This window comes from Novosphingobium sp. TK71 (assembly GCF_055361505.1).
Genome location: NZ_CM143962.1, coordinates 1,180,864 through 1,198,509, shown reverse-complemented (window position 1 = coordinate 1,198,509; position 17,646 = coordinate 1,180,864). Strand labels below are relative to the sequence as shown.

Annotated in this window: 16 protein-coding genes; 7 read left to right on the top strand and 9 right to left on the bottom strand. The window is 62.9% G+C overall.

From position 1 onward, the window contains the following. Positions 1-8: 8 nt before the first annotated feature. From ACXJ16_RS05435 to ACXJ16_RS05425, 3 genes are all read right to left on the bottom strand, one after another. Positions 9-449: a GFA family protein gene (locus tag ACXJ16_RS05435; RefSeq protein ID WP_185997443.1), complete on the bottom strand. Its 441-nt coding sequence runs from the start codon at positions 447-449 to the stop codon at positions 9-11. A gap of 10 nt (positions 450-459) precedes the next feature. Continuing rightward, positions 460-1,305 (bottom strand): AAA family ATPase, encoded by an 846-nt coding sequence (locus tag ACXJ16_RS05430; protein ID WP_463921761.1) that lies wholly within the window; start codon positions 1,303-1,305, stop codon positions 460-462. Positions 1,306-1,609: 304 nt separating this feature from the next. Beyond that, positions 1,610-2,497: a LysR family transcriptional regulator gene (locus ACXJ16_RS05425; protein ID WP_054438862.1), complete on the bottom strand. Its 888-nt coding sequence runs from the start codon at positions 2,495-2,497 to the stop codon at positions 1,610-1,612. 130 nt (positions 2,498-2,627) lie between these two features. Between ACXJ16_RS05425 and ACXJ16_RS05420 the strand changes: the two genes are divergently transcribed. Beyond that, positions 2,628-3,821 (top strand): MFS transporter, encoded by a 1,194-nt coding sequence (locus tag ACXJ16_RS05420; RefSeq protein ID WP_324695035.1) that lies wholly within the window; start codon positions 2,628-2,630, stop codon positions 3,819-3,821. Between the two features lie 52 nt (positions 3,822-3,873). Continuing rightward, the gene (locus tag ACXJ16_RS05415) at positions 3,874-4,965 is read left to right on the top strand and encodes an alpha/beta hydrolase (protein ID WP_185998782.1); all 1,092 of its coding nucleotides are present in this window, start codon (positions 3,874-3,876) and stop codon (positions 4,963-4,965) included. A 55-nt stretch (positions 4,966-5,020) separates the two neighbouring features. Here ACXJ16_RS05415 and ACXJ16_RS05410 read toward each other — a convergent pair whose 3' ends face one another. Beyond that, positions 5,021-5,404, bottom strand: coding sequence for a winged helix-turn-helix transcriptional regulator (locus ACXJ16_RS05410; RefSeq protein ID WP_185997440.1), 384 nt, complete (start codon positions 5,402-5,404; stop codon positions 5,021-5,023). A gap of 161 nt (positions 5,405-5,565) precedes the next feature. Between ACXJ16_RS05410 and ACXJ16_RS05405 the strand changes: the two genes are divergently transcribed. Then, on the top strand, positions 5,566-5,988 hold the full coding sequence (locus ACXJ16_RS05405; RefSeq protein ID WP_463921545.1) for a DoxX family protein: 423 nt from the start codon (positions 5,566-5,568) through the stop codon (positions 5,986-5,988). Continuing rightward, entirely contained in the window at positions 5,988-6,734 is a 747-nt protein-coding gene (locus tag ACXJ16_RS05400) for an SDR family NAD(P)-dependent oxidoreductase (RefSeq protein WP_292636457.1), read from the top strand. Before ACXJ16_RS05405 ends, ACXJ16_RS05400 begins: the two co-directional genes overlap by 1 nt. Before the next feature lie 211 nt (positions 6,735-6,945). Here the strand turns inward: ACXJ16_RS05400 and ACXJ16_RS05395 are convergent, their stop codons facing one another. The 5 genes from ACXJ16_RS05395 to ACXJ16_RS05375 all read right to left on the bottom strand — a co-directional run bounded on the left by ACXJ16_RS05395 (position 6,946) and on the right by ACXJ16_RS05375 (position 12,557). Next, complete coding sequence (locus ACXJ16_RS05395) at positions 6,946-7,653, bottom strand: energy transducer TonB family protein (protein WP_463921544.1); 708 nt, start codon at positions 7,651-7,653, stop codon at positions 6,946-6,948. A 56-nt stretch (positions 7,654-7,709) separates the two neighbouring features. Beyond that, positions 7,710-10,166 (bottom strand): TonB-dependent siderophore receptor, encoded by a 2,457-nt coding sequence (locus ACXJ16_RS05390; RefSeq protein WP_463921542.1) that lies wholly within the window; start codon positions 10,164-10,166, stop codon positions 7,710-7,712. Positions 10,167-10,287: 121 nt separating this feature from the next. After that, positions 10,288-11,268 carry a FecR family protein gene (locus tag ACXJ16_RS05385; RefSeq protein ID WP_463921760.1) on the bottom strand — a complete coding sequence of 327 codons (981 nt, stop codon included), beginning with the start codon at positions 11,266-11,268 and terminating at the stop codon, positions 10,288-10,290. Positions 11,269-11,371: 103 nt separating this feature from the next. Further along, positions 11,372-11,881, bottom strand: a complete 510-nt coding sequence (locus tag ACXJ16_RS05380; RefSeq protein ID WP_324695049.1) for an RNA polymerase sigma factor — start codon at positions 11,879-11,881, stop codon at positions 11,372-11,374. 229 nt (positions 11,882-12,110) lie between these two features. After that, a complete protein-coding gene (locus ACXJ16_RS05375; protein WP_463921541.1) occupies positions 12,111-12,557 on the bottom strand; it encodes a VOC family protein in 447 nt (148 codons plus the stop codon). Between the two features lie 140 nt (positions 12,558-12,697). Between ACXJ16_RS05375 and ACXJ16_RS05370 the strand changes: the two genes are divergently transcribed. The 3 genes from ACXJ16_RS05370 to ACXJ16_RS05360 all read left to right on the top strand — a co-directional run bounded on the left by ACXJ16_RS05370 (position 12,698) and on the right by ACXJ16_RS05360 (position 17,610). Further along, positions 12,698-13,309, top strand: coding sequence for a TetR/AcrR family transcriptional regulator (locus ACXJ16_RS05370; RefSeq protein WP_324695053.1), 612 nt, complete (start codon positions 12,698-12,700; stop codon positions 13,307-13,309). 570 nt (positions 13,310-13,879) lie between these two features. Continuing rightward, positions 13,880-15,016 (top strand): ROK family transcriptional regulator, encoded by a 1,137-nt coding sequence (locus ACXJ16_RS05365; protein WP_443477839.1) that lies wholly within the window; start codon positions 13,880-13,882, stop codon positions 15,014-15,016. Between the two features lie 125 nt (positions 15,017-15,141). Then, positions 15,142-17,610 carry a TonB-dependent receptor gene (locus ACXJ16_RS05360; protein WP_463921540.1) on the top strand — a complete coding sequence of 823 codons (2,469 nt, stop codon included), beginning with the start codon at positions 15,142-15,144 and terminating at the stop codon, positions 17,608-17,610. Positions 17,611-17,646: the final 36 nt, after the last annotated feature.

Genomic DNA, 17,646 nt, shown 5'->3' with positions numbered 1-17,646 from the left:
CAGCTCGATCAGGAGCCTGTCGGCGCCGGAGACGCGGGAGCGGGCGGCTGGCGGGGCCAGCTCTCCAGAGCCTTGTCGAAGCTGGCCCATTCGGGCGCGTCTTCCGTCCAGATCACGGTTTCCGGGTGCAGGCCGTGGCCCGCATCGAGAGCGCCGAGGCGCACGGTTGCGAGGTGCGGGCGCGCCGAGCTTTGTGCATAAACCTGCGTGCCGCACTTCGGACAGAAGTGAAAGGCAAGGGTATTGCCGCTTGCCGCCGTCCACGTCGCGTGGGCGAGTTCGCCTTCGATCGCGACATCCTCGACCTTGAAGATGGCGTTGTTGGTCGGCCCACCGGAGGCGATCTGCTGGCATTGGCGGCACCAGCACTGCCGCGTGCCGATCGGTTCGCCTGTTACTTCGAGCGTGACGGCGCGACATGCGCAGCGGCCGGGATAGGGGGCGGTCATGGCGTTCTTCTCAATTTCCCCGGCGCGCCATGAAAGCGAGCCGTTCGAAGAGCATGACGTCCTGTTCGTTCTTGAGCAAGGCTCCGTGCAGCGGCGGGATCGCCTTCGTCGAGTCCTGGTTCTGAAGGACGTCGAGCGGCATGTCCTCGCTGAGCAGGAGCTTCAGCCAGTCCAGCAGTTCGCTGGTGGAAGGCTTCTTCTTGAGGCCGGGAACCTCGCGCAGTTCGTAGAAGATTTCCATCGCGCGGGTGACGAGGGTCTTCTGAATGCCGGGGAAGTGGACATCGACGATGGCCTGCATCGTCTCGCGGTCGGGAAAGCGGATGTAGTGGAAGAAGCAGCGGCGCAGGAACGCGTCGGGCAGGTCCTTCTCGTTGTTCGAGGTGATGACCACGATGGGGCGGTCCTTTGCCGCCACGCGTTCGCCGGTCTCGTAAACGTCGAAAGCCATTCGATCGAGTTCGGCGAGGAGATCGTTCGGAAACTCGATATCGGCCTTGTCGATCTCGTCGATCAGGAGGACAGGCAGGCGCGGCGAGGTGAACGCCTCCCACAGCTTGCCCTTGCGGATATAATTGTTGATGTCATGGACGCGCGCATCGCCGAGCTGACCGTCGCGCAGGCGGGCCACGGCGTCGTACTCGTAGAGGCCCTGATGGGCCTTGGTGGTGGACTTGACGTTCCAGGTGATGAGCGGGGCATCGAGGGAGGCGGCGATCTGCTCCGCCAGCACCGTCTTGCCGGTGCCGGGTTCGCCCTTCACCAGAAGGGGACGGCGCAGCAGGACGGCGGCGTTCACCGCGACTTTCAGGTCATCGGTCGCGACGTAGCTGCTGGTGCCTTCGAAACGCTGCAAACTGCCGGAATTATCGTCCACGCCTATCCGTCCTTATCCGCAAAAACCCTGCTTTTCCGCCAAGTTCGTCCACTGCTGTCTGAGCCTGTGCAGATGCGCATGTTTGACGCATCTTTGACGACTTGACGTGGACGATATGGCAAAAAGCGCTCAAAAAGGCCCCGCTTGCAACCCGCGCCGCGCGGGCGAAACTTGCCGAGGGTGTGCACTGGCGGGGCGTAAATGCGCAAGAGCATTTAGGATACCGGCGCGGGAAGCGCGGGGGCGTTTGGTTGGTGCGTTGGCGTGGCTTACAGGGAAACCCTTATATTCGTAAGGCATCGACGACGATCTTGAATGCGGGCAGGTTCTGACGCCGGCTCGGATAGTAGAGGAAGTAACCGTCGAACAGGGGCGACCAATCGTCCAGGATCTGAACCAGCGCGCCTGACGCGACATGCTGCTCCACGATGTTCTCCGGGACGTAGGCGATGCCGTAGCCGCTTACCGCCGCGTCGATCATCGCGTAGGAATTGTTGAAGGTCACTTGCCCGCTCACCCTGACGCGCAGCGCCTGACCGTCTTTTTCGAATTCCCAGGCATAAAGCCCCCCGGCGCTTTCATGCCGCATATTGATGCAGACATGCCCCACAAGTTCGTGCGGATGTTCCGGTGCACCATGCGCGTCAAGATAAGAGGGTGACGCCACCGCAACCAGACGCCAGTCCGGACCGATGCGGACGGCGATCATGTCCTTTTCAACCGCCTCTCCAAGCCGGACGCCTGCATCGAAACCCTCTTCGACGATGTTGCGGAAAGTGCTGTCGAGGATCAGTTCGACGCTGATGTCGGGATAGGCGCTGAGAACCGGTTTGAGCTTCGGCCAGACGACGCTCTCCAGCGCATGGTCGGACAGGGTTAGCCGGATCGAGCCGGACGGCTTGTCCCGGAACGTCATCAACGCGGCGATCTCATCCTCGATCTCGCCAATTCGCGGGGCGATGGTCTGGAGCAGCCGCTCTCCGGCGATGGTTGTCGCGACACTGCGCGTCGTACGCGACAGCAGCCTTATCCCCATACGCTCTTCGAGCTGCCTGATCGCATGGCTCAGCGTCGATTGTGAAATGCCCAGTTTCGCCGCTGCCCGCGTGAAGCTGTGTTCTTCGGCGACGGCCTGAAACCAGGCAAGTTGGTTGAGGTCGGTCTTGGCCACAGGTGCCCTTCCACTGTCGCGCCAGGTGATTATTCGGCTGTGTCGATAAGTTCATGCGAATTTGCATGTCTAATCGCATGATCGCTTGATGGCTAGATTGGCTCTGTAGATCGAAGCAGGAGTCTGTTTAATGGTGGTCGCGACCACATCCGATGCCCGGAGTAGGCCCGTCGGCGCCTGGGGTGCAGTACTGTCCATGGCGCTGTGCGTGGCGATGCTGATCGCTTCGGAATTCATGCCGGTCAGCTTGCTTACGCCGATGGCGGAAGGGCTTCACGCATCCAGCGGCCAGACCGGACAGGCCATTTCGATCAGCGGACTGTTTGCGGTGTTGTCCAGCATGCTCATCACCACTGCCGCCGGTACGGTAAACCGGAAATCGGTTCTGGTCGCGATGACCGCCCTGATGCTGATTTCGCTCATCCTGGTCGCGGCGGCGCCAAATTTCGCAATGCTCATGATCGGCCGCACCCTGCTCGGCGTCTGTATCGGAGGCTTCTGGGCATTGGCCACCGCCGTGATCATGCGCCTGGTGCCCGAGGCCGACGTGCCGCGCGCGCTGGCCCTGATGTACGGCGGACAGGCCATAGCCGCAGCCTTTGCCGCGCCGATCGGCAGCTATCTGGGCGGCATTTTCGGCTGGCGCGCGGTGTTCTGGGCGCTGACGCCCATCGTCGCGGTCAATCTCTTCTGGCATCTGGTAGCTCTGCCCTCGCTTCCCGCGAGCCAGCCCCAGGACTTCAGGTCGATGTTCGGCCTGCTCAAGCGGCCCCACTTCCTGCGCGGCCTGATTGCGGCGATGCTGACCTGGGGTTCGGCCTTCACGATGTTCACCTATCTTCGGCCTTTTCTGGAACAGGTGACGGGCGTGGGCCTCTCGGCCCTGTCGATCCTTTTGCTGATCCTGGGCTGTGCCGGGTTTATCGGCACCTGGGCGGCCGGGCGCTTCCTGACCGGCAATGTCGCCCCCCTCTTGAAGTTGCCGGCTCTCCTGATGGGCGGTTGCACGGCGGGACTGCTGCTGCTCGGCCACTGGGTAGTGGCTGCCAGCATCTTCCTTGCACTTTGGGGTGTCATGAACACCGCCATGTCGGTGATCTGGATGACATGGATGTCTCAGAATGTGGATGATGCGCCGGAAGCTGCAGGCAGCCTGATGGTCGCCGCGATCCAGGCCTCGATACTGCTCGGCGCGGTTGTCGGCGGCCTGCTACTGGACGGTCTGACGATCGTTGCGACTTTTACCGGCAGCGTGATTCTTGCCGGTCTCGCGCTTGCTCTCATCGGCAGCGGCCAGCGGCTGCTGAAGCCCGCCCGCGCGTAGCTACCGCTCCTCTCCCGCAAATAACGAACCTCCACAAGTCGCACGATTGGAGATGCCCATGAGTACCCCTGAGACGAATGCGCCAGCCCCCGGCCTTCATCGGCGTGAACTTCTGAAACTGACGGGTGCAGGCATCGCCGCATTCGGTGCGGCTTCAATCATCGCCTCCTCCAACGCAAAGGCTCAGACTATGACAAACGAATGGGACAAGACCTTCCCGAAAAGCGCCAAGCTTGACCACCAGAAGGTCACGTTCAAAAACCGCTACGGCATTACGCTCGCCGCCGATATGTATCTGCCGAAGAATCCAACCGCCAAACTGGCCGCAATCGTGGTCAGCGGCCCGTTCGGCGCCGTGAAGGAGCAATCCTCGGGCCTCTATGCGCAGGCCCTGGCGGAACGCGGGTTCGCAACGCTGGCGTTCGATCCCTCCTATACCGGCGAAAGTGGCGGCGAGCCGCGTAACGTCGCGTCCCCGGATATCAACACCGAGGATTTCAGCGCGGCCGTCGATTTCATCGGGCTGCGGCCGGAAATCGATCGCGAGCGGATCGGCGTCATCGGTATCTGCGGCTGGGGCGGTATGGCGCTCAGCACCGCGGCGATCGACAAGCGGATCAAGGCCGTCGTCGCCAGCACCATGTACGACATGACCCGTGTCATGTCGAAGGGCTATAACGACAGTGTGACCCCGCAGCAGCGCACGGAGACGCTTGAGCAACTGAGCCGCCAGCGCTGGACGGACGCCGAAGAGGGCAGCCCTGCTTATGGCCCCGTATCGTTGGAACTGAAGGGCGGTGAGCCGCTGTTCGTCGTGGAATATGCGGCTTATTACAAGACGAAGCGCGGGTTCCATCCCCGGGCCATCAACTCGAACGCGGCATGGTCTCTCACTACGCCCCTGTCGTTCATGAACCTGCCGATCCTCACTTATATTGCTGAAATCTCACCCCGGCCGATCCTGCTTATCCATGGCGAGAAGGCTCATTCCCGCTACTTCAGCGAGACGGCCTTTGCGGCAGCGGCTGAGCCCAAAGAACTGATGATCATTCCGGGTGCCACCCACACCGACCTCTACGACCAGGTAGACATCATACCGTTCGACAAGCTGACCAGCTTCTTCCAGGAGCATCTCGGCGCCTGACCGGATGAGGACATGCGGCCGCGCGCGACGAATGGTCGGGCGCGGCCGCCTTGGCCTAAGCGGACCCCGACCTGTCGTTCGGCGTTTTCTTCCGTCCGCGTGCGGCAGGCTTTTCCGGCAAGGTCTTTCCATACTCTTCCCACCACGCCGTCAGCGCCTCCATGGTGGGGCCAAGCCCGCGCGCCTTGGTCGTCATCTCATATTCGACGCGCGGCGGCACTTCCGCGAAGACGGTGCGCGAGACCAGGCCATCTGCCTCCAGTTCGCGAAGCTGGGCGGTGAGCATGTGCTGCGTGATGCCCGGGATGCCCTTTCGCAACTCCCCGAACCGATGCACCCGCTGATGCAGCAGCCACATGATCTCCAGTTTCCATTTGCCCGAGAGCATCGCGAAGGCGCGGCGCATCTCGTCCTGCATGGTGAAGCCATCGTCAGCCATTAGTATGATTTTCCATACTTAGTGTCACGAATTCATCCTACTTGTAGCATCTCATCCTGGATGACATTTCGATACAGGTTCAGGTCGCTGTTGGGAATCCTCAAGTCCGCCGAACGTCAATCAACCGGATCGTCGCCTGCATTGGCGGCGGGGGGAGTGTTATGTCCGCAATCTACACATATTGGATCAGCACGGGATTGCTTGTCCTGCTCTATCTCACGTCCGCTTTCTTCTACGCTACCAGGAAAGACTGGGTCAGATCAGCCCTCGTCGAATTGAATTATCCGGCGCCCTATTTGCTGACTTTCATGATCACGGTGAAGATCGTTGGACCCGTAGCGATCCTGTCCCGCGTTAGCGTGGCACTCAGCGACCTCGCCTATGCCGGCATCTTCTATCACCTCGTGCTCTCCGGGATGGCCCATCTCGGCGTGGGCAAGCCGAAGGGCGCCATGCCTGCGGCTGTGGCGCTGGTGCTTCTGGCCGCGTCGTTCGCCACGCAGAACGCCGCACGCGACATCCCATCGCCTTACGCGCCGGCTTTCGGCGTGCACCAGTCAACACATATTGAAAGGAATTCATAATGGGTCGTCTTGACGGAAAGGTCGCCATCATCACCGGCGCAGGCCGCGGTATCGGCCGCGCTACCGCGAGGCTATTCGCCGCAGAGGGCGCGAAGGTCGCGGTCCTCTCGATCACGCCCGCGAATGTCGATGCGGTCGTCGCGGATATCGAGGCCGCCGGTGGAACCGCACTGGGCGTGCCGACCGACGTCAGCGACCCGGATCAGATCAGGGCCGCAGTCGACACCGTGGTCGCCGCCTGGGGACGGATCGACATCCTCGTGAACAATGCCTTCGATCCCGGAGTGGTCATGTCGCCGATCAACGATCTTTCGGTCGAGCAGCTTCAACGCAACTTCGATACCGGCCCGATCGCCAGCCTGCGGGCGATGCAGGCCTGCTATCCCTATCTCAAGGCCAGCGGCGAAGGCCGGGTCATCAATTTCGGATCGCCCGCGGCCACGCTCGGGATGTCGCCCTACGGCCCATATAACATGGCCAAGGAAGCCACGCGGGCGCTCACGCGTACAGCGGCGCGCGAATGGGGGCCGGACAACATCACCGTCAACAATGTCCTGCCCGTGGCCGACACCTGGGGTGCGGCGGAAGCGAATGCGCCTGCGCCCGATAGCGCGCTTGCGCGATTCGGTTCGCCTGAAGAGGACATTGCCCCGGTGGTGCTGTTCCTCGCCAGCAAGGATGCCCGGTTCCTGACCGGCTACAGCCTCACACCCGACGGCGGAATGATCATCGATACTGCGCGCTAAGCGGTGAAATGGGGCACTTTTCTATGAGTGCTCCTCCCGCCACGACGAGTTGGGGTGGTTTTTTGCGGGGGCCCCGAGGCTGGATGTGACCCTTGTCGGTCATTCAGGCGCGGATTCCCACTTCCCACGCGGATACCGGCCGCTTTTCCGTAGGCTTCCCGTTCCACGGCAGCAACTCGTCGCTCCGGTTTATGGGATAGCCGTTTCGCCTTCAACGAATGAAGAATTCGACCGGAACGACCAGTTCCAGCGTATCACCGGGTTTGTCTTCCGGCGGCCGGGGCAATGGCTGGGCACGTTTCGCCAGTGTAAGCGCTTCGCGATCGAGTTCAGGGAAACCGCAGGAGCGCTCGAGGCTGGTCGACAGCACACGCCCGTCCCGGTCCATCGTGAAACGGATATAGGGAACGCCCTGCTGACGGCGGGCATGGGCTCCAGAGGGATAGCGCCGATACTTGTTGAGCCGGGCAAGAACCCGTCCTTCCCAGCGATCTGCGGCATTGCTTGAGACCTGGGGAGCGGGCGGTGCCGGGACGGTCTCGGGCGCGGCAGTTTCGGGCCGCGGGGGAGCCGGGTCAGAGAGCTTTGGCGGTGTGACGGTAGCCGGAGTCTGAAGCGGGGACAGGGCGATCGCCACGGGTTCGCGCGGTTCAACCTTCGGCGGTGGCGGCGGGGGCTCCTGCTTTTCGACGGGCCGCGGCGCTTCCTTATCCTTGGGCGGGGTCTCCTCGGGCGAGGCAAGCGGCACTTGCTCGACCATCAGCGCGGCCGAAACCCTGGGGGGCTCGACCATGGTCCGGAAGGTCGCGAAAAGGCACATGAGCACCAGTCCATAGAGGCCGGCAGTGCCGACAAGGCCCAGCCAGCGGCTGCCCCCGCTCGTGCGATAGCGCTCGGGCGCATCGACGAGGAGGGACATGCCGGAAAACGGCGACGGAAGTTTCGATACCATCGAAGTCAGGCGCCGCCGTTCGCTCACAGTTTGTAGCGGGCCGTGAACAGCACGTTGCGCGGCGCGCCGTAGGTGTAGGATGTGTAGAGGCCGTATCCATCATAATACGTCTTGTCGAAGAGGTTGTTGAGCACGATCGAGAGCGAGAGGTGATCGTTCACCTCATAGCCGCCGATCAGGCCGACAACGCCGACATTGCCCTGCTTCGCGGTACCATAGTAGGTCGCGTAGTGGGTAGCGTCCTGCCATGTCAGGTTGGCCCCGATCATCGCGCCGTCGAGAGTGCCCGTGTGGAAGCGATAGGAGGTTGCCAGCTTGCCCTGGTTTTGCGGCAGGCCGGTGTTCACGCGGCTTCCGGCGGCGGTGCGGGCGTGCAGATAGGTGTAGCCGCCCTGCACCTGCCAACCGGGCAGGATCTCGCCCGAGACTTCGAACTCGATACCCTTGCTGGTAACGCCGTCCTGCCCCTCATAGGCCTGCGCGCCGGACGGTGTGGTTTCACCGGGAACGGCAACCGCCACGTTGTTCTGCCTGATGTAGAACCCGGCGATGCTGGTGTTGAGCTTGCCGTCCAGAAATTCGCCCTTGATGCCGGCCTCGTAATTGTCGCCGGTGACCGGATCGAGCACCCTGTCGTTGGCGTCGTAGACCGACGCGGGCGAGAATATCTGGGCATAGCTGGCGTAGACCGAAAGGTTCTTCGCAAAGTCGTAGACCACGCCGGCATAGGGCACGAACTTGCCGCTTTCATCGAGCTTGCGGCTGAGCGTGCCGTTGACCACGTCGCGCAGCTTGTAGGTCGTGAAGTTGGTGCCGAGGATTACCGAGAGGCGGTCAAGCGGGCGCAGGCGCGCTGTGGCATAGGCACTGCTCTCGCGCTCCATCGTGCGGCGCTGCACGACCGAAGCGCCAGACCAATCGTCGAGCGGCGCGATCTCGCCGTCCCAATCAGCCAGCAGGGTGGCCGGTTCGTCCTTGGTCGTATCCGTGCGGTGCAGGACGCCGCGGGTCCAGGAGTAACCGGCCACGACATCTGCGTCCCAGCCGCCGAGATCGACATGACCGGTGACTTGTGCGTCCAGACCCTTGGCCTTGCGATCAGGGGTCAACGTCGTGTTGTAGATCGTCGCCAGGCCCGTCTGCCGGTTCGGTGCGACGGCGCCATAGATCTGGCGCACCAGCATGTCGCGGATCAGTCGCGAATCCGTGAGGCGGAGGCGGGCCTGCCAGTCGGGCGAAAAATCGTGCTTCACGTCCACGAAGACCTTGCGGCTCTTCGATTCCAGATAGGCGCCCTTGCTCGACGGGCTCCATGATCGCTTGGCGATGAAGCGCGTACCGTCCGACCAGAACAGCGGGATCGCACCGTAAGTCGAACCATCGGTGTGCGAATACTGGTACTCGATCCCGGCATCGACCACCGTGTCGGGGGTCAGGTCGTATTCGAGAATGCCGTAATAGGTCTGGGCTTCCTTGTGGTAGTAATTTGAAAAGTTGTCGCGACTCTCGAAGGCGGCAACGGCGCGGGCGCGCAATGTCCCTTCCTCGTTGACCGGACCCGAAATATCCGCCTCTCCGCGATAGCGGTTCCATGATCCCGCGCTGACCGAGGCATGGCCCTGCAATTCGCTGGTCGGGCGCTTGAGCACGAGGTTGATCGCAGCGGACGGGTTGCCCACGCCCTTGAGCAACCCGCTGGCGCCGCGCACCACCTCAACGCGGTCCAGCGTCACGGTGTCGACTTGCGTCAGGAAGCTGGCGCTGGCGTCCTGATCGTAGGAACGCAGTCCGTCGACCTGGACGATAGTGGTCGAAAACCCGCGCGAATAGAGGAAGTGGCGGTCGCTGTCGTCGTGCGAGAGGACGATGCCGGGTACCACGCGCAGCGCATCGGTAACCGAGATCAGTTGCTGGTCGTCAAGTTGTTGGCGGGTCACGACCGACATCGATTGCGGCGTCTCGCGCGGCGAGAGGTCGAGGCGGGTCACGCCCTTGGTCTGGCGGATCGTGTAAGAGCCGGTGCCTTCCGTGGCATTGGGATCGCTCGTCAAACTGGCGGGAATGCCGTAGTCGCCGCCATCCCCCTGAACCTGTACCGGGCCGAGCTGGATCGTGCCGCTCGCCGACTGCGGAGCGCGCTCCAGCGTGGCGGTGCCCGCACCTGTGAAGCGGAAGGTAAGGCCGGTACCCCCAAGCAGGCGCGAAAGCGCTTCTGCCGAACCGAACTCTCCCTTTACCGCAGAGGCGTTTACGCCTTCGGCAAGGTCGGCCGGGTAGGCGACCTGAATGCCGGACTGCTGCATGTACTGGCGAATTGCGCCGGGAAGCGGCTGGACCGCAATATCGAAATTGCGGGCGGCCTGACGGGCGTTCTGGGCGAGCGCCGGGGCACTGGCGGCAAGCGCGAAGACCCCTCCCGATGCCAGTAGTGACAGGCGAAGCGTGGCGCCGGCAATTCGGCGGTACGATGGCAACGACATTCTATTATCCCCTGCTCGACAAGCGGGACGCGCCTAATTTTGCAAATAATCCGCATTAGCAGCGCGTCCATTGTGTCTGACGTCGGGCAGGGGTGGCTTCCTAACATGGCGATGAAAAATTTTACCGGACTGGACGCAAAACGGCGATTCCTGCCAGGCGGTAGACATCGAACCCGGACATCTGGGCAATGGCGTCGATGGCTTCCTCAGGCTTGTCGGTACGGAATGCGGCGCTGATCCGCGCGGTTTTCTCAACGCTACCCATGACCAGAACGGGGCCGCGCCGATAGCGACCGATCGCGGCGATGGCGTCGCTTACCGCCACCCTGTCGAGCAGCAGTTCGCCATTGCGCCAAACGGCGATATCACCGGTTGCCGCATCGCCGAGCCGCAAGGCCGGGCCGCCACGTTCATAGCGCGCGCGCTGCGCTGCCTGCAGAAAAAGCGGTGAAGCGGCGGTGCCAGAGCGGACTGCCACTTCACCCTGCGTCACGCTGACAAATACACTATCGCGCTCTCGGCGCACCTCGAAAGCCGTGCCGACATCCTGCGTAACCCCGCCCAGCGCCTCGACCCGGAACGGGCGAGCATCGCCATGGCGCACGTCGAACCATACATCGCCTTTCAGCACCGATACGCGCCGCTCATTGTCGCTGAAACGCACGGCGATGGCGGAATCTGCGTCGAGAACGGCGGCGCTGCCATCGGGCAAGGTCAGGCTCTCCACGGCCTTCCCGGAGCGGTGATCGGCCTGCAACGAGAGCATCAGTTCGGGAAAGGCCAGCACCGCGGCCAGTGCGGCAACTCCAGCGAAGGCGATCCTCGGCCATGCACGGCGAGGAACGCGCGCTTGCTCGCGCCGCGACCACGGCAAGCGCTTTGGGCGTTGCGGGCCGCCCGGTGCAGACGCGCTTGCCCGTCCGAGGGCGCGCCAGAGCGCGCGCTGATGCTCGAACGCCCGGTTGTGGTCCGGGTGAGCCGCACGCCATTGCTTGAAGCGGTCGAGTTCCGCGCTGTCCATTTCTCCCGACGCCAGCCGCGCGACCCAGCCGCGTGCCGTTTCTGCCAGAGCTTCGGCCTCCAGTGCCTCTTCGGGATCCATCACGCCCTCGTCCCCAGTGCGGCCCGCAGCGGCGTAAAACCGCCTGCCACAAGGTACGACGTTTCAGGGATGGGATCTCCAAACAGGCGCAGCGATATTTTCGTCACGGTGCATTCCGGACATCGTCGAGCGCCTTTAGCGCGCGGCGGATATGGCGTTCGACGACGGTGGTCGAAACGCCGTACCGCGCGGCGATTTCGCGCTGGGTCAGACCTTCGAAGCGGTTGAGGCGGAAGATCGAGCGGGTCGGTTCGGGTAGCGAGGCCAATGCCGCCATGATGCGCTCCAGCATGTCGCGCCCGATGGCGATCCGGTCGGGCGCGGGGCTGTCATCCTCTACCCAGAGCAAGTCGGCCACTTCCGCTTCGACCAAGGCTCCGCGCCGTTTCGAGGCGCGCAGGGCATCGGTCGCCGCGTTCATGGCGAGACGGTGAAGATAAGCGCCGGGATTGTCTATCGGCGGATGATCGTGGACGGACTGGATCTTCAGCCACAAGCCTTGCGTCACATCCTCCGCCGCGCGCTCATCGCGCAGCATCCGCCGCAGCCGCTTCAGCAGCGACGGCCGCTCTCGCAGCAGCAGATGGGACAGGACGAAAGCGTTCGTGGACATCGTTTCCGCTCGACGGGAACGGGGCCACTAATCCAGTTGCGAGTAATTCGCAACTAGTCCCGTCGCTCTCCCATGTTCCCTGTTTCCCGGCCTTGCGGGAAAGTACTTGCCCGAAATCCGGCCAGTGATGGCGATGATCAGAAAGGCTGTGCGGAACGTCAGGTCCGCTAAGGCACCATCGAAACGATGCCTCGCCAATGCGCCGCGCGCCAAGTGGGCTGGCTAAGCATCAGTCGAAGGTGTCGCGATATCGGATGTCCGCATCGGAGCGGGTGTTGAATTCGACCATAACGCCCCCCGGCGCGCGCAGGAAAAATCGCGAACCGCGTTCATGGTGGAACACTGGCGTTTCGGCGACGAAGCCATCCGCCGCAAACCTGTCGTGCAAGGCGCAGACATCGTCATAGCCGGGCAGTTCAAGGCCGATGTGAAATGACATTGGCCAGCGAAGACCGGAAGGGTCGGTGGAAACGCATTCGCCAAAGGGGCGGTTCGGCTTGTCGGCCCCGATCGTGCGGATCGTGGGCGCGTCCGGGTCCGCATTCTCGATCACGACGTCGAGGCCGGGGCGCTTCAGGATAGCGAAATGGGGCTCGACGAATGCCGAGAGCGTGAAGCCTAGATAGTTCTCGAAGAATGCAGATGTGGCCGCGACGTCGTTGGTCGGGAAGCTCATGTGGTTGAGTTTGGCGGGAAAAACATGCTTTTCCGTAACAGACTTTTGCATTCGGGGAGCCTTTGTATCTCAGTGGACGCCGAAAAAATGCGAGCTTAAACTCACTTTCACAACTCGCATTCCAAAAGGAGGCTCGCGCCTTGCCAGAAACGCCGATCGAGCCCCGCAAAACGCCGCGACAAGCGCGGTCCTCAGAGACCGTGCGCGCGATCCTGGAGGCTGCTGCTCGCATTCTGGAGACGAAGGGCTTCGACGGCTACAACACCAATGCCGTAGCTGAACTCGCCGGGGTCAGCATTGGATCGCTGTACCAGTACTTCCCCGGCAAGGATGCCTTGACCGCGGGGCTAATCCAGCGGGAAAAAGCACAGCTGCTCGAGGACGTCACGGCGATTGAAATCACCGTTCCGCGCTCGGCGCTGTGCGCCGTCATTGCCGCCTGCGCCGCCCACCAGATGCGCCGTCCGGCTCTCGCTCGCCTGCTGGATTTCGAGGAATTGAGGCTGCCGCTGCACGACCAGCAGTCTCATGCGGAAAACAGCCTCACGGCTGCCCTTGCGTCGATTCTGCGTCTGCTTCCAGGCCCGCTACCCGATCGGCTGGACACTACGGCTGCCGACTGTCTGGCGATCATCAAGGGCATCAACGATGCTGCAGGAGAGCGAGGTGAGACGGATATGGCGGGACTTGAAAAGCGAGTGAAGCGGGCCGTATTCGGCTATCTCGGGTTGGATATCTCTATCGCCATCTGACATCCGCGAGGATCCAATCTGGACGGCGGCGACATACCCCGCCGCCGTCGGTGATGGATTCGCGGGATGGGCCGACAGGCAAGACCGAGATCGCACTGCGATTCGTAGGCGGTTTTGATCCCGAGCGCATGGCAGGGGCCTCCGGCAGAAAGCGCCTCCTTCCAGACGCAGGTGGTCTACAGCGGCAATCCCGAAAGCGGCCGCTTCGCCGAACGCCTCGACCAGCGATGAACCAGCAGCAAGCAGCTCGATCCAAGCATGAGTTTACGACCTGGCTGCAGTGATCAGAAAGTGAGGCATCCCGGCGGTTGGGTGATCCAGCCCTGAACTCGACAAAATCATCGATAACATAGGAAACGGCAAGGTCGGCCAATCCGTCCCAGACCATCAGGATCGTCAACAGGCTTCCAGCGAGAACAATGGGAATGCCCGTCCGGACGGTGAGGAAATAGAGCAGCGAGACGCGTTCTCGGCAGGATGCAGGGTTGCGGGAGAGCCGGCCATGCACGCGCGCTCCAAACCCGTTTGCCTTCATTTTTTTGACGCAATGAAAATATATGGGCGGCGGCCATGCCGGTCATGATGCGCCCCCAGCTCCAACTCAGCGATGCCCAGCGCCGCGTCGTACAGCATCTGCGGATTCACGGGCCCACCGCCCGGGTTCATCTGGCACAGACGCTGGATATCAACGCGGCGACCTTGACGCGCCTGACCCAGCAACTCTCCGCTCTTGGACTGGTGGAGGAGACCCCGGCCAGCCCGGTGACGGTACGGGGACGTCCGACCGTTCCGGTATCCATCGCGGGGCACGGGGGCTGGTCCGTCGGCGCCACTGTCCATCCCGGCTGGCTGGAACTGGCGGTCATCGATTTCCGGGGGCAAGTGCTGTTCGAGGATTCGCGGCCCTTCGCGCAAGGCGATCCCAAGGTCTTCGCACGTACCCTGGACGAGCGGCTGCGGGCATTGGCGGCCGAGCGCGGCTTCATGCGCGGCCGATTTCTGGGGCTTGGCGTTGCGGTGGCGGGATATGCCATCGGCGGCGATCGCAACCGCCGCAGTGTGGTCGACTGGATCGCGCCTTGGGACGACATCCCGTTGCAGCAGGTACTGGAAAGCGTTCTCGACATGCCCGTCTGGATCGAGAACGATGCAGCCGCTGCCGCGCTTGCCGAATACTATCGCCCGGAGATCATCAGCCGCCATCGTTCGATCCTGGTGTTTTTCCTCGGCCACGGCGTTGGCGGTGGACTGATTGCCGAACGGGATCTCTTTGTGGGAGAATTCCATAACGCCGGCGAAGTCGGACGCCTGTTTCCCGGAGATCAGCCGCGTCCATCCGGCATCGACCTGCTCCAGACCCTGCGCGACGCCGGTGCAGAGGCCAGTTCGCTGGCCGATCTGGAGGGGGTGATGGACAGCCATCGCGCGGTCTTCGATGCGTGGATCGAGCGGGCGTCGGCACAATTGGCCACGGCGGTTCACAGCGGCGTCGCCTGGCTCGATCCTGGCGCGGTGGTCATCTCGGGCGCCTTGCCCAGGGCCGTTCTGGCCGCGCTAGCCGAGCAGGTGGAGGCCCACTGCGGCCGGCTTTTCGCCGGATATCGGGCCCCTACGCCGCGCATCTATGCGTCCTCGCTCGCCAGCAAGGCGGTGGTGCTCGGCGCTGCGCTCGCGCCTCTGCACGACGTTCTGGGGGCGCGAGGTTGAGCCGCCAGCGACGCCGCCCATTTAATTTCATGAAAGCAATTAAAACCGTCACGGAACGCGCCGAGAGCGCCCCTCGAGAACGCAAGCTCATGAGGGATTCCATGCAACCGAAGTCATTCCTGCTAATGAACGCCGCAGCGGCAGCGCTGCTTACCGGCGCGCCCGCGCTCGCCCAATCGGCGACGGACACGGCGACCGCGTCCCAAGATGCCCGGCCGACCGACATCATCGTTACCGGTTCCGCCCGTGCGCAGCGCCGGTTCGATGTGTCCTATGCCGTCAACACGCTGTCCGAAGACGATATCAAGAAGCTCGCTCCGCAGAGCATGGCCCAGCTTTTCAGCGTCGTTCCCGGCGTTCAGGTCGAATCGACCGGCGGCGAAGTGCAGAACATCACCCGCGTGCGCGGCATTCCCACCGACCGCGGCTACCTCTATTTCCAGCAGGACGGCCTGCCGCTGTTTCACGATCTGGACGGCTACTTCTTCAATTCCGGAGACGGCATGAACCGTACCGACCTGATGACGCAGCGGGTCGAAGTGGTGCGCGGCGGCCCGGCACCGATCTATGCCAGCGGCGCGGCGGCCATCGCCAACGTCATCACGCGGACCGGCAGCGATACGCCGCAGGGTGAAGCGCAAGTGACGCTGGGCACCAGCGGCCTCTACCGCCTCGATGCCTATCAGTCCGGTCCGCTGGGCAAGGACACGTACTATGCCGTCGGCGGCTTCCTTCGCCAGAACGACGGGTATCGCGATGCAGGCTTCCCTGCCGATCGCGGGGGCCAGATCCGCGCCAATCTGAAGCATGATTTCGATAACGGTTCGATCAAGGTGTCGGGCCAGTACACCAACGATCACAACATCTTCTATCTCTCGCTGCCCACCGCCGATCCGCGCGATCCTTCGGTCAGCCTGAACCCGTACCTCAATTCGCTGACCGGCACGCTCGATACCCCGGCGCTGCGCGCCGCCAACATTGCCTATCGCGACGGTAGCGGACAGGTCCAGAGCAACACTTACGACCTTGCCAATGGCCGCCACATGCGGTTCGGCAATGTGCAGGTCGATTATGAAGGCGATTTCGGCGAGTGGCACGTATCGGCCAAAGCCGGATATACGCAGGGGCGTTCGACCTTCGATGCCCTCTACACGACCTCCAATCCGGTGGATGCGGATACGTTCGCCGCCGGCTATCTGTCGGCAGCACAGTCCGCGTTAGGGAACGTCGCGTCGCTGGGCTATGCCATCGCCGGCACCAGCGGCGCGACTGTCTACGATCCGAACAGCGAATCCGGCCTCGTGCTTTCGGCGCAGTATCGCCACACCGACGCCAAATTCTATTCCGGCCAGGGCGACCTGAGCGTCACCCGCAAATTCGAAACCGGCCTGGGCAGCCACGATGTTCGCGTCGGCGTCTACGGGGCGACCTGGGGCAGCACGATCTTCGGGGTCTATCAGAACTATCTGCTGCAAGTGGCCAATCAGCCGCAGGTACTCGACCTTGTCGCTTATGGTGCGACCGGCTCGGTCAGCGGCTATGTTACCGATAACGGCGCACTGACCGATGCGGCGTCGCTGATCGGCGGCAAGTACGAGGCGAGGATGTTCGCAGTCTACGGCACCGATAGCTGGGACGTGACCGACAAGCTGCGCATCGATCTGGGTTTGCGCCAGGAATGGTACGACTACAGCGGATTTTCGCGCACCACTGCAGCCTATGATCTGGGCGATGCCACCACGCTGGCGGACAATGCCACGCGCGGCTTCACCGGCGCCATCGTCAACACGACGTTCAAACCCAAGGCGACCAATTGGACTGTCGGCGCGAATTATGACCTGACGGACAATTTCGGCCTCTACGCCCGCGCGTCGCAGCTTCAGGTGCCTGCCAATGGCTCCGTAGTCGGCTCTGCCGGAGCTTCGTACACGGCATCGAAGGCCAAGCTCTACGAAGCAGGGGTCAAGGCTGTATTCGGCCGCTCCTACCTCTACCTCACGGGGTTCTACACCAGGTTCGACCCGCTCAATGCCAGCTTCGCCACCTACAACCCGGTGACGGGCCGCAGCGATCAGCCGATCCAGTTCCTCGGATCGGCAGAGGACAAGGGCGTGGAGGCAGACGGGCTGCTGCGCGTGGCGGGACCGTTCTCGATCGCGGGCGCCGTCACGGTGCAGGATCCCAAGTACATCAACTTCACCAGCAGCACCGGCGCCGACGCCGGGGACGTGCTGGGCAAGCAGATCGTGCGCCAGCCGAAGGTCTACGGCAACATCCGCCCGAGCCTGGATTTCAACCTTGCGGGCGGCGATCACCTGAGCCTCTACGGTCGCTACGATTACGTCGGCAAGCGCTATGTCGACGTCACGAACACCACGGCCTTGCCCGCTTATGGCTACTTCAGCGCGGGCGCGACCTTCAACCACGGGCGGTGGAGCCTTCAGGTTGTGGGCGACAACATCACCAATGCCCACGGCTTCACCGAAGGCAACACCGCCGGCGATACTCTGACCGGTCAGGGCACGTCGGAGGCAATCTTCGGGCGTCCGCTGTGGGGCCGTAACGTGCGCTTCGTGCTCGGCCTGAAGTGGTGACGATCACGCGCTGACTGTCCGGCCCGGACCTTTGTG